Annotated in this window: 11 protein-coding genes; 4 read left to right on the top strand and 7 right to left on the bottom strand. The window is 68.9% G+C overall.

Annotation, left to right across the window (positions count from 1 at the left end):
• Positions 1-58: 58 nt before the first annotated feature.
• The 5 genes from ppdK to ACFWSK_RS25180 form a co-directional block, all read right to left on the bottom strand.
• The gene (gene ppdK / locus ACFWSK_RS25160) at positions 59-2770 is read right to left on the bottom strand and encodes a pyruvate, phosphate dikinase (RefSeq protein WP_383790308.1); all 2712 of its coding nucleotides are present in this window, start codon (positions 2768-2770) and stop codon (positions 59-61) included.
• Between the two features lie 592 nt (positions 2771-3362).
• The gene (gene dusB / locus ACFWSK_RS25165) at positions 3363-4511 is read right to left on the bottom strand and encodes a tRNA dihydrouridine synthase DusB (protein WP_383790311.1); all 1149 of its coding nucleotides are present in this window, start codon (positions 4509-4511) and stop codon (positions 3363-3365) included.
• Between the two features lie 129 nt (positions 4512-4640).
• Positions 4641-4856, bottom strand: coding sequence for a DUF6243 family protein (locus ACFWSK_RS25170; protein ID WP_383790314.1), 216 nt, complete (start codon positions 4854-4856; stop codon positions 4641-4643).
• 162 nt (positions 4857-5018) lie between these two features.
• On the bottom strand, positions 5019-5222 hold the full coding sequence (locus ACFWSK_RS25175; protein ID WP_383790317.1) for a hypothetical protein: 204 nt from the start codon (positions 5220-5222) through the stop codon (positions 5019-5021).
• Between the two features lie 95 nt (positions 5223-5317).
• A complete protein-coding gene (locus tag ACFWSK_RS25180) occupies positions 5318-6700 on the bottom strand; it encodes a glycine--tRNA ligase (RefSeq protein WP_383790320.1) in 1383 nt (460 codons plus the stop codon).
• A gap of 167 nt (positions 6701-6867) precedes the next feature.
• Between ACFWSK_RS25180 and ACFWSK_RS25185 the strand changes: the two genes are divergently transcribed.
• From ACFWSK_RS25185 to ACFWSK_RS25200, 4 genes are all read left to right on the top strand, one after another.
• Positions 6868-7857 carry a metal ABC transporter substrate-binding protein gene (locus ACFWSK_RS25185; protein ID WP_383790323.1) on the top strand — a complete coding sequence of 330 codons (990 nt, stop codon included), beginning with the start codon at positions 6868-6870 and terminating at the stop codon, positions 7855-7857.
• A 44-nt stretch (positions 7858-7901) separates the two neighbouring features.
• The gene (locus tag ACFWSK_RS25190) at positions 7902-8684 is read left to right on the top strand and encodes a metal ABC transporter ATP-binding protein (RefSeq protein WP_383790327.1); all 783 of its coding nucleotides are present in this window, start codon (positions 7902-7904) and stop codon (positions 8682-8684) included.
• Positions 8685-8689: 5 nt separating this feature from the next.
• Positions 8690-9592 (top strand): metal ABC transporter permease, encoded by a 903-nt coding sequence (locus ACFWSK_RS25195; protein ID WP_383790330.1) that lies wholly within the window; start codon positions 8690-8692, stop codon positions 9590-9592.
• Positions 9593-9657: 65 nt separating this feature from the next.
• Positions 9658-10092 (top strand): Fur family transcriptional regulator, encoded by a 435-nt coding sequence (locus ACFWSK_RS25200; protein WP_383790333.1) that lies wholly within the window; start codon positions 9658-9660, stop codon positions 10090-10092.
• A 109-nt stretch (positions 10093-10201) separates the two neighbouring features.
• On the opposite strand, the gene ACFWSK_RS25205 is transcribed toward ACFWSK_RS25200, so the two are convergent.
• Together ACFWSK_RS25205 and recO are read right to left on the bottom strand one after the other, a co-directional pair.
• Positions 10202-11029: an isoprenyl transferase gene (locus tag ACFWSK_RS25205; protein ID WP_383790336.1), complete on the bottom strand. Its 828-nt coding sequence runs from the start codon at positions 11027-11029 to the stop codon at positions 10202-10204.
• Between the two features lie 22 nt (positions 11030-11051).
• The gene (gene recO / locus ACFWSK_RS25210) at positions 11052-11798 is read right to left on the bottom strand and encodes a DNA repair protein RecO (protein ID WP_383790339.1); all 747 of its coding nucleotides are present in this window, start codon (positions 11796-11798) and stop codon (positions 11052-11054) included.
• Positions 11799-11801: the final 3 nt, after the last annotated feature.

An 11801-nucleotide genomic window follows, 5' to 3' on the forward strand; every position in this document is an offset into this window, starting at 1 on the left:
GACCGGCGAGGGTCGTACGGTCCGACGGCGGCCCGGGAGTCAGCCAGTCACCGCCGTGTCAGCGGCTGTCGCTCCCCTTGGACTGCGCCGCCGCCCGGCCCGCTTCCAGGCGGGCCACCGGGATGCGGAACGGCGAGCAGGACACGTAGTCCAGGCCCACCTCGTGGAAGAAGTGCACCGACTCCGGGTCACCGCCGTGCTCGCCGCAGACCCCGAGCTTGAGGTCCGGACGGGTCGCGCGGCCGGCCTCGACGGCGCTGCGCACGAGCGCACCGACACCGTCCCGGTCGATCGTCTCGAACGGCGACACCCCGAAGATGCCCTTCTCCAGGTACGCGGTGAAGAACGATGCCTCCACGTCGTCACGGGAGAAGCCCCACACGGTCTGGGTCAGGTCGTTCGTGCCGAAGGAGAAGAACTGCGCGGCCTCGGCGATCTGGCCGGCGGTCAGCGCGGCCCGCGGCAGCTCGATCATCGTGCCGATGGTCAGCTTCAGCTCGGTGCCGGTGGCGGCCTCGACCTCGGCGATGACCTGGTCGGCCTCGTCGCGGACGATCTCCAGCTCCTGGACCGTTCCGACGAGCGGAATCATGATCTCGGGGCGCGGGTCGCCCTTGGCGTTCTTGCGCTGCGCCGCCGCCTCCGCGATGGCGCGGACCTGCATCGCGAAGAGCCCGGGGATGACCAGGCCGAGGCGCACCCCGCGCAGACCCAGCATCGGGTTCTGCTCGTGCAGCCTGTGCACGGCCTGGAGCAGGCGCAGATCGTTCTCGTTGGCGTCCTTGCGGGACTCGGCGAGGGCGACCCGTACCGACAGCTCGGTGATGTCGGGCAGGAACTCGTGCAGCGGCGGGTCGAGCAGCCGTACCGTGACGGGCAGCCCGTCCATCGACTCGAACAGCTCGATGAAGTCGGCCTTCTGGAGCGGCAGCAGCGCGGCGAGCGCGGTCTCGCGCTCCGCGTCGGTGTCCGCCAGGATCAGCTTCTCGACCATCTCGCGGCGCTCACCGAGGAACATGTGCTCGGTGCGGCACAGGCCGATGCCCTGCGCTCCGAAGCGGCGCGCCCGCAGGGCGTCCTCGGCGTTGTCCGCGTTGGCCCGTACGCGCAGTCGGCGTACTCGGTCCGCGTACGCCATGATCCGGTGCACGGCGGCGACGAGCTCGTTGGCGTCGTCGGCTCCCGCGTGCATCCGGCCCTCGAAGTACTCGACGACCGGCGACGGCACGACGGGGACCTCACCGAGGTACACCTTGCCGGTGGAACCGTCGATCGAGACGGTGTCGCCCTCCTCGATCACCCGGCCGCCCACCGTCATCCGGCGGCGCTTGGTGTCGACCTCCAGGTCCTCGGCCCCGCAGACACAGGTCTTGCCCATGCCGCGGGCCACGACGGCCGCGTGCGAGGTCTTGCCGCCGCGCGAGGTCAGGATGCCCTCGGCGGCGATCATGCCGTCGAGGTCGTCGGGGTTGGTCTCGCGGCGGATGAGGATGACCTTCTCGCCGGAGCGGGACCACTTGACCGCGGTGTACGAGTCGAAGACGGCCTTGCCGACCGCCGCACCCGGGGAGGCGGCGATGCCGCGGCCCAGCAGCTCGGTCTTCGCCGCGTCGTCGAAGCGGGGGAACATCAGCTGCGCGAGCTGCGCCCCGTTGACGCGCTGGAGCGCCTCGGCCTCGTCGATGAGGCCCTGGTCGACGAGCTGGGTGGCGATCCGGAAGGCGGCACCCGCGGTGCGCTTGCCGACCCGGGTCTGGAGCATCCAGAGCTGGCCGCGCTCGATGGTGAACTCGATGTCGCAGAGATCCTTGTAGTGGGTCTCCAGCGTCTCCATGATCTTCATCAGCTGGTCGTACGACTTCTTGTCGATCGACTCCAGCTCGGCGAGCGGCACGGTGTTGCGGATGCCGGCGACGACGTCCTCGCCCTGCGCGTTCTGCAGGTAGTCGCCGTAGACGCCCTGGTGGCCGCTGGCCGGGTCACGGGTGAAGGCCACGCCCGTACCGGAGTCGGGGCCGAGGTTGCCGAAGACCATCGAGCAGACGTTGACGGCCGTGCCGAGGTCGCCGGGGATGCGCTCCTGGCGGCGGTAGAGCTTGGCGCGGTCGGTGTTCCACGAGTCGAAGACCGCGTTTATGGCGAGGTCCATCTGCTCACGCGGGTCCTGCGGGAAGTCGCGGCCGGCCTCCTGCTTGACGATCTTCTTGAAGTGCTTGACCAGCTTCTTCAGGTCGTCGGCGCCGAGATCGGTGTCGATGGTGACCTTCTTGGCGTGCTTGGCGGCCTCCAGGGCCTCCTCGAACAGCTCGCCGTCGACCCCGAGGACCGTCTTGCCGAACATCTGGATGAGGCGGCGGTAGGAGTCCCACGCGAAGCGCTCCGCACCGGCCTGGGTGGCGAGACCGACGACGGACTCGTCGGAGAGGCCGATGTTGAGGACCGTGTCCATCATGCCGGGCATCGAGAACTTGGCGCCGGAGCGGACGGAGACCAGCAGCGGGTCGTCGGCCTGGCCGAGCTTCTTGCCCATCTTCCGCTCAAGGGCTTCGAGGTGGGCGCTCACCTCCTCGCGCAGCTCGGCCGGCGCCTCACCGCTGTCGAGGTAGACCTTGCACGCCTCGGTGGTGATGGTGAAGCCGGGAGGAACGGGCAGCCCGAGATTGGTCATCTCGGCGAGGTTGGCACCCTTGCCGCCCAGGAGATCTTTCAGATCCTTGTTGCCCTCGGTGAAGTCGTAGACGAACTTCTGGGGATCTTTGTTTTCCGACACGGGTCTCGACTCCTCGAGGACGCGGTGGCTGCCCTGACGGCGAGGAACATACCCAGATCGAAGGTGTCTGGGTACGTCCACTTGCGCGTCATGCGGCCTCAACCACCCGTCCGCCAGCAGATCGAAAGTTGCGCGGCACTCAGAAGGACGCGAGAGGTTCGTTCACCTCTTGAACGCAAAACTACGAGGAGCCAACAGATCCCCTCTCTTTACTCACTGTCCGTAGGGGAAGCGTCGATCGATCAAAGTAAACTCACCTGGCACCCAGTGCCATCATTTGAGAAATACACCCTGCGAATTAATGCTCATCTGAGCAACGCACCCCTCAAGGGTGGTGAGAATCACGCCCCCGATCGCGCTCAGATGTCACCATCCGGACGCCATATGGGCACTGCCTGGTCACCCAGCGGCGAGGAAAACGGAGCAGAGCGTGAGACCGGTGGCGAATTCTCGTCGGATTGCTCCGAAACAGCCGCTCAGATGAGCATCCACACATGGGGCACTCGGTGCCCGACCCCCGCCATGCGAAACGGGTCCCACGGAAGCGCCGAGGCACTCCTGCGGGACCCGCTCCAGAGGCCGGGACAGGCTCTCAGCCGCCCGAGGTGTCGAGCTCCGCGTCCGCGCTCACTCCGGCGCAGTCGTACGGGTCCTTCAGCCAGCCGTCCGGCAGCACCACCCGGTTGTTGCCCGAGGTCCGCCCGCGCGGCCCGTCCGCACCGTCCGGCCACGGCTGGTCCAGGTCCAGTTCGTGCAGCTGGCCGGCGAGTTCCTCCAGCGACGAGGTGACGGCGAGCTTCTTGCGCATCTCGGAGCCCACCGCGAAGCCCTTGAGGTACCAGGCCACGTGCTTACGGAAGTCGATCACGCCACGGGTCTCGTCGCCGATCCACTCCCCCAGCAGCGTCGCGTGCCGCACCATCACGTCCGCGACCTCCCGGAGGCCGGGCGCCTGTCGCGTCCGAGTGCCCTCGAAGGCGCTCACGAGGTCGCCGAAGAGCCAGGGGCGGCCCAGGCAGCCCCGGCCGACCACCACGCCGTCACAGCCGGTCTCACGCATCATGCGCAGGGCGTCGTCCGCGCACCAGATGTCGCCGTTGCCGAGGACGGGGATCTCCGGGACGTGCTCCTTGAGGCGGGCGATGGCGTCCCAGTCGGCCGTGCCGCCGTAGTGCTGGGCCGCGGTCCTGCCGTGCAGGGCGACGGCCGTCACGCCCTCCTCGACGGCGATCCGGCCCGCGTCCAGGAACGTGATGTGGTCGTCGTCGATGCCCTTGCGCATCTTGATGGTGACCGGGATGTCACCGGCGTGGGAGACGGCCTGGTTGAGGATGGCGCGCAGCAGGGGCCGCTTGTACGGGAGCGCGGAGCCGCCGCCCTTGCGGGTGACCTTGGGGACCGGGCAGCCGAAGTTCAGGTCGATGTGGTCGGCGAGGTTCTCGTCGACGATCATGCGGACCGCCTTGCCGACGGTGACCGGGTCCACTCCGTACAGCTGGATGGAGCGCGGGGTCTCGCTCGCGTCGAAGTGGATGAGCTGCATGGTCTTCTCGTTGCGCTCGACCAGCGCCCGCGTCGTGATCATCTCGCTGACGAACAGCCCCTTGCCCCCGGAGAACTCCCGGCACAGGGTGCGGAAGGGGGCGTTGGTGATGCCGGCCATGGGGGCGAGCACCACGGGCGGCTGCACGGTGTGCGGGCCGATCCGGAGCAGCGGGGGCGCGGGGGCGAGCGTGGTCATTCCCCCATTGTCGCGTACCGCGAAAGTGCCACCGGGCGTAAGGGGCGAGGAGGCCGGCCCGCGCACACGGGTGCGGGCCCGGATCACGGTGTGATCCGGGCCCGCGGTCGTACGGGTGGGGCGGAGGCGTCAGCTCTGGGCCGGGGCGTCCTGGTCCGCGGAGTCGTCCGAGGAGGTGGCGGAGGACTGGGCGCGCTCACGCATCTTGCGCACCAGCTCCTGCTTCTTCTCCTCGGCGGTCTGGCGGTCGGCGTTGCGCGAGGGACCCGCGCCCTGCTGCTCGTCGCGGGACAGCTTCTTGCGCTGTCCACCGACACCGAGGAGGTTGTTACGGCTCTTTGCCACGGGGTTCTCCCATTCGTGGTGAGAAGTGAGGTCTGAAGTGATCGGGGATCGATCCGATGGGCGACGGGTGGTGAGTCCCGCCGCGCTCTCACTCGTAGATCTGGAAGAACGAAGACATGCCGGAAACGGTACCCCGGCTCCGGTGGCCCCGGCACCCACTTTTCAGGCGGTGGGGTCCACGGTCGCCTGGTGCGCCTCCGCGAGGTGCTCCTGCGCCTTCAGCCACGGCAGGAACTGTGCGCTCTTGCGCCAGCCGCAGGTCTCGCAGCTCAGCTGGCGCTGCATCCCCGACTTGCTGACGTGGACGACGTGTTCACGGCCGTGGCCGTCCCATCTGCTGACCTTGCTCGTGGTCATGGACGGCATCCTGGCCTCCTGTGGACGGGTGCGCCCAGTGTGCAACGAAGCCCCCGGTCCCGTACAAGGAACCAGGGGCTTCGCCCGCTCATACGTACGAAATGTCAGCAGCCGAGCAGCCGGGCACCCAGGTACGCCTGGATCTGGTCCAGGGAGACGCGCTCCTGCTTCATGGTGTCGCGCTCGCGCACGGTCACCGCGTCGTCATCGAGGGTGTCGAAGTCGACGGTGACGCAGAACGGCGTACCGATCTCGTCCTGACGGCGGTAGCGGCGGCCGATGGCGCCCGCGTCGTCGAACTCGATGTTCCAGTTCTTGCGCAGGTCGGTGGCGAGGCCCTTGGCCTTCGGCGACAGCTGCGGGTTGCGGGACAGCGGCAGCACCGCGACCTTGACCGGCGCCAGGCGCGGGTCGAGGCGCATCACGGTGCGCTTCTCCATGACGCCCTTGGCGTTCGGCGCCTCGTCCTCGATGTACGCGTCGAGCATGAAGGCGAGCATGGCGCGGTTGACACCGGCCGCCGGCTCGATGACGTACGGAGTCCAGCGCTCGCCGGCCTCCTGGTCGAAGTACGTGAGGTCGTGACCCGACGCCTTGGAGTGCGCCTTGAGGTCGAAGTCGGTGCGGTTGGCCACGCCTTCGAGCTCGGAGAACTCGTTGCCGCCGAAGTTGAAGCGGTACTCGATGTCGGCGGTGCGCTTCGAGTAGTGCGACAGCTTGTCCTTGGGGTGGTCGAACCAGCGCATGTTCTCCTCGCGCAGGCCGAGACCCGTGTACCAGCTCCAGCGCTGGTCCATCCAGTACTGCTGCCACTCCTCGTCCTCGCCCGGCTTGACGAAGAACTCCATCTCCATCTGCTCGAACTCGCGGGTGCGGAAGATGAAGTTGCCCGGAGTGATCTCGTTCCGGAAGGACTTGCCGATCTGCGCGATGCCGAACGGCGGCTTCTTGCGCGAAGTCTGCTGCACCTGGGCGAAGTTGGTGAAGATGCCCTGGGCGGTCTCGGGACGGAGGTACGCGGCCGAACCGGCGTCCTGGGTCGGGCCGAGGTGCGTCTGCAGCATGCCGGAGAACTGCTTGGGCTCGGTGAACTGGCCCTTGTTGCCGCAGTTCGGGCAGTTGATGTCGGCGAGACCGTTGGCGGGCGGGCGGCCGTGCTTGGCCTCGTAGCCCTCCTCCAGGTGGTCCGCGCGGTAACGCTTGTGGCAGGAGGTGCACTCGGTCAGCGGGTCCGAGAAGGTCGCCAGGTGACCGGAGGCCTCCCAGACCTCGGAGGCCAGGATCACCGACGAGTCGAGACCGACGATGTCCTCGCGCGCGGTGACCATGGAGCGCCACCACTGACGCTTGATGTTCTCCTTGAGTTCGACACCCAGCGGCCCGTAGTCCCAGGCGGCCTTGGAGCCACCGTAGATCTCACTGCAGGGGTAGACGAAGCCACGGCGCTTGCTCAGGCTGACGATGGTGTCGATCTTGTCGGCGGCCACGGTGCTCTCTTCATTACGACGGCGACGAACGGCGAATGGCTCAGATTACCGGCGGGCGCACCCCCTGGATCAAATCGGCAGGGGGGCTGAGCGATCCCGTCTCGGTGTAACGAGCATCTCATCTGTCTTGTTGACAATCGTTTCCATAATTGTTGAAAATGACTGTCATGAACGTACGTCGCCCGATACCCACCGCCGCCGTCGCCGGAGCAGTCGTCCTCGGCCTCACCGCCCTCTCCGCCTGCTCCGCGTCCGACGCCGCCGACCGCGAGAACGGCGACAAGCTGAGCGTCGTCACGTCCTTCTACCCGATGCAGTTCCTGGCCGAGGAGATAGGCGGGAACCACGTCTCCGTCGAGAGCCTCACCAAGCCGGGTGTCGAGCCGCACGACCTGGAGCTCACCCCGCGGCAGATCGGCGGTCTCGGCGACGCGGACTACATCCTCTACCTCAAGGGCATCCAGCCCGCCGTCGACGACGCCGTCACGCAGGCCGGAGTGGAGAACACGGTCGACGCGGCGACGCTCACCACGCTGGAGAAGCACGGCAGCGAGGTCGGCGACGAGCACGGGCACGAGGAGGGGCACGCGGAGGAGGAGGGCCACGAGGACGAGCACGCGCACGAGGGCGAGGCCGGCACCGACCCGCACATCTGGCTGGACCCCGTGAAGTACGCCGAGGTCGCCAAGGGTGTCGGCAAGTCCCTGGAGAAGGCCGACCCGGACCACGCCGCGGACTACGCCAAGAACACGGACGCCCTGGTCAACAAGCTGGACGCCCTGAACACGGCCTTCGAGACGGGCCTGAAGGACACCACGACCAAGACGTTCATCACCACGCACTCCGCCTTCGGATACCTCGCCGAGCGCTACGGCCTGGTCCAGGAGGGCATCGCCGGCATCGACCCCGAGGCCGAGCCCAGCCCGGCCCGGATCCAGGAGATCCACACCGTCGCGAAGGAGAACAAGGCCACCACCGTGTTCTTCGAGACGCTCGCCAGCGACAAGACCGCGAAGACCGTCGCCGAGGACACCGGCCTGAAGACGGACGTCCTGGACCCGCTGGAGGGAATCACCGAGCAGTCCAGGGGCGCTGACTACATCGAGGTCATGGAGTCCAACCTCGCCGCGCTCCAGAAGGCACTCGGCGCGAAGTGACCTACGTGACACCCGTACCGTCCTCAGCAGCATCGGAGGCGTTCATGCCGCAGCCCGAGAGCACCACCCCCGACCCCGTGATCCGCCTGCGCGGCGCCACGGCCGCGCTCGGCGGGCGCCCCGTGCTGCGTGGGGTCGACATCACCGTGCACCGCGGTGAGGTCGTGGCCCTTCTCGGCGCCAACGGTTCGGGCAAGTCCACGGCCGTGCGCTCCGCCATCGGGCAGGTCCCGCTGACCGGAGGCACCGTCGAACTCTTCGGCACCGAGCTGCGCCGCTTCCGCCAGTGGGCCCGCATCGGCTACGTGCCGCAGCGCACGACGGCGGCCGGCGGCGTCCCCGCCACGGTCCGTGAGGTCGTCGCGTCCGGGCGCCTGTCCCGTACGAAGCTGAGGCTGCCCCGCAAGGCGGACCGGGAGGCCGTCGGCCGGGCCATCGAGCTCGTCGGCCTGACCGACCGGGCCAAGGACTCCGTGAGCGCGCTCTCGGGCGGGCAGCACCAGCGGGTGCTGATCGCGCGGGCGCTCGCCGCCGAACCCGAGCTGCTGATCATGGACGAGCCGATGGCCGGCGTCGACCTGGCCAGCCAGGAGATCCTCGCCCGCACACTGCGCGAGCAGGTCGCGGTCGGAGCCTCCGTCCTGCTCGTCCTGCACGAGCTCGGCCCGCTGGAGCCGCTGATCGACCGCGCGATCGTGCTGCGCGACGGCTGCGTGATGCACGACGGCCCGCCCCCCGAGGCCCTGGGCCAGCACGCACTGCCCGGCCACGACCACGTACACCCCCACGCGGCTTCCGAGCCCGTACGGACCGGACTGCTGAGCTGATCACGATGGAATTCCTCGAACCCGCCTTCATGCAGCGCGCCCTGATCGCCGCCGTGCTCGTCGGCATCACCGCCCCGGCCATCGGCATCTTCCTGGTGCAGCGCCGTCAGGCCCTGATGGGAGACGGCATCGGGCACATCGCGATGACCGGTGTCGGTCTCGGCTTCCTGCTCTCCACCAGCCCCGTGTGGATGGCCACGGCCGTCGCCGTCGCGGGCGCGATCGTCATGGAACTGATCCGCTGGTACGGGCACACCCGCGGCGACATCGCGCTGGCCATGCTCTTCTACGGCGGCATGGCGGGCGGTGTCCTGCTGATCAACATCTCCGACACCGGGTCCAACGCCAACCTCACCTCTTACCTCTTCGGCTCGCTGTCGACGGTCTCCGAGGAGGACGTCACCGCGATCTGCGTGCTGGCCGCCTTCGTGGTGCTGGTGACGCTCGGGTTGCGGCGGCAGTTGTTCGCGGTCAGCCAGGACGAGGAATTCGCCCGGGTCACCGGGCTCCCGGTGCGCGTGCTGAACCTCCTGGTCGCCGTGACGGCGGCCGTGACGGTCACCGTCGCGATGCGGGTGGTCGGGCTGCTGCTCGTCAGCGCGCTCATGGTGGTGCCGGTGGCCGCGGCGCAGCAGATCTCGAAGTCCTTCAGGGTGACCTTCGTCCTCGCGGTGGTCATCGGTACGGCGGTCACGCTGGCCGGCACGGTGACCTCGTACTACCGGGACGTCCCGCCCGGCGCGACGATCGTGCTCCTGGCCATCGCCGTGTTCATCGTGCTCACCGCGCTCGCCGCGCCGCTGGCCCGGCGCCGGGCCCGGGCGGCGGAGGCGGACCGGGCGTGCACCCTTGAAGGGAAGCCCGCCGTCCCGCCCGGCCCCCGGGAGCCGGACGACGTGCGGGTGTGACCGTGGACCCGGGGCGGGCTGGCACAATGGCCCGACACATGTACGGGCGACACGAGGAGGCAGCTGTGACGGCGCCGATCAGTGGCACGAACGCAGCGCCGGTACGCGGCCGGTCGACCCGGCAGCGGGCGGCGGTGGCGGCGGCGCTCGACGAGGTGGACGAGTTCCGCAGCGCCCAGGAGCTGCACGACGTACTCAAGCACCGCGGCGACTCGGTGGGGCTGACCACGGTCTACCGCACCCTGCAGTCCCTCGCCGACGCCGGCGAGGTCGACGTGCTGCGCACCACGGAGGGCGAGGCGGTCTACCGCCGGTGCTCGACGGGTGACCACCACCACCATCTGGTGTGCCGGATGTGCGGCAAGGCCGTCGAGGTCGAGGGCCCCGCCGTGGAGCAGTGGGCGGAGACGATCGCCGCACAGCACGGCTATGTGAACGTGGCCCACACGGTGGAGATCTTCGGGACCTGCGCGGAGTGCGCGGCTGCCGCGAAGAGCTGACCCGGCGCGGGCGTAGCCCTTCAGCCGGCCGGACGCCGGACGAGACGGCCGCCGGTGCAGGCGGCCGTCCCCGCCCCACACGTGTCATGGGGCGGGCGCAGCGGCGGGCTCAGAGGGCCGGGCCCTCGGCGGTGCCCGCCTCCACGGCGCCGCCGAAGCGACGGTCGCGCTGGGCGTACTCCAGGCAGGCCCGCCACAGGTCCCGGCGGTCGAAGTCGGGCCACAGGACGTCCTGGAAGACCATCTCCGCGTACGCGGACTGCCAGATCAGGTAGTTGGAGGTGCGCTGTTCGCCGCTGGGGCGCACGAACAGGTCGACGTCCGGCATGTCCGGGTAGTAGATGTACTTCGCGAACGTCTTCTCGTTGACCTTCGACGGGTCGAGCTTCCCGGCGGCGACGTCCTGCGCGATGCGCTGCGCGGCATCGGCGATCTCGGCCCGGCCGCCGTAGTTGACGCAGAAGTACAGCGTCATCTTGTCGTTGTCCTTCGTCTGCTCCTGGGCGACCTGGAGCTCCTGCACGACGGACTTCCACAGCTTCGGCATCCGCCCCACCCAGCGGATGCGGATACCCAGCTCGTCCATCTCGTCGCGGCGGCGGCGGATGACGTCCCGGTTGAAGTTCATCAGGAACTTCACCTCGTCCGGCGAGCGCTTCCAGTTCTCCGTGGAGAAGGCGTACAGCGAGAGGTTCTTGACGCCCATCTCGATGCAGCCCTTGAGGACGTCCATGACGACGCCCTCGCCGACCTTGTGGCCCTCGGTGCGCGGGAGTCCCCGCTCCTTGGCCCAGCGGCCGTTGCCGTCCATCACGACGGCGACGTGCTTGGGCACCAGCTCCCCGGGGATCTTCGGGGGTGTGGCGCCGGAGGGGTGCGGCTCGGGGGACTTGTAGGTGCGCCGGTTACGGCCGCCGAGGATTCCGCGTACTGCCATGAGCTTCTCTCGTCTCCCTGTGTCACTTCTCTACGTACCGCAGCGAGCGCAGTCCCCGCTCCAGATGCCAGTGCAGATAGGCGGACACCAGCCCGCTCCCCTCCCTGACATGACGCGCCTCGCACGCGTCCGCCGTCTCCCAGTCACCGGTGAGCAGCGCGCTCAGCAGGGTGACGGCCTCAGCAGAGGGTACGACGCTGCCGGGCACCCGGCAGTCGCCGCATATGACGCCGCCCGCCGCGACGGAGAAGAACCGGTTGGGACCGGGCATTCCGCACTTCGCGCAGTCCTCGAAGCTGGGTGCGTAACCGTTCACGGCGAGGGAACGCAGCAGGAACGCGTCGAGGATGAGGTTGGGCGCGTGCTCCGCGCGGGAGAGGGTGCGCAGCCCGCCCACGAGCAGCAGGTACTGCTGGACCGCGGGCTCGCCCTCGTGGTCGGTGAAGCGTTCGGCGGTCTCCAGCATCGCGGTGCCCGCGGTGTAGCGGGCGTAGTCCGCGACGATGCCGCCACCGTACGGAGCGATCGTCTCGCTCTGGGTGCACAGGGGAAGACCGCGGCCGACCAGTTCGCTGCCTCGGGCGAAGAACTGCACGTCCACGTGGGAGAAGGGTTCGAGCCTGGCCCCGAACTTGGATTTGGTGCGGCGGACGCCGCGTGCGACAGCACGCACCCGGCCGTGGCCGCGGGTCAGGATCGTGATGATCCGGTCGGCCTCGCCCAGTTTCTGCGTACGCAGCACGACGCCGTCGTCCCGGAACAAGCTCATGCG

The organism is Streptomyces sp. NPDC058620 (genome assembly GCF_042717135.1).
In the GTDB taxonomy this organism is placed as follows: Bacteria; Actinomycetota; Actinomycetes; order Streptomycetales; family Streptomycetaceae; genus Streptomyces.

Coding starts and splice junctions, on each gene's coding strand:
- recO (WP_383790339.1), bottom strand. CDS start 11,798: ATGAGCTTGTTCCGGGACGACGGCGTCGTGCTGCGTACGCAGAAACTG.
- ACFWSK_RS25190 (WP_383790327.1), top strand. CDS start 7,902: ATGCCGCAGCCCGAGAGCACCACCCCCGACCCCGTGATCCGCCTGCGC.
- ACFWSK_RS25195 (WP_383790330.1), top strand. CDS start 8,690: ATGGAATTCCTCGAACCCGCCTTCATGCAGCGCGCCCTGATCGCCGCC.
- ACFWSK_RS25175 (WP_383790317.1), bottom strand. CDS start 5,222: ATGCCGTCCATGACCACGAGCAAGGTCAGCAGATGGGACGGCCACGGC.
- dusB (WP_383790311.1), bottom strand. CDS start 4,511: ATGACCACGCTCGCCCCCGCGCCCCCGCTGCTCCGGATCGGCCCGCAC.
- ACFWSK_RS25205 (WP_383790336.1), bottom strand. CDS start 11,029: ATGGCAGTACGCGGAATCCTCGGCGGCCGTAACCGGCGCACCTACAAG.
- ACFWSK_RS25185 (WP_383790323.1), top strand. CDS start 6,868: ATGAACGTACGTCGCCCGATACCCACCGCCGCCGTCGCCGGAGCAGTC.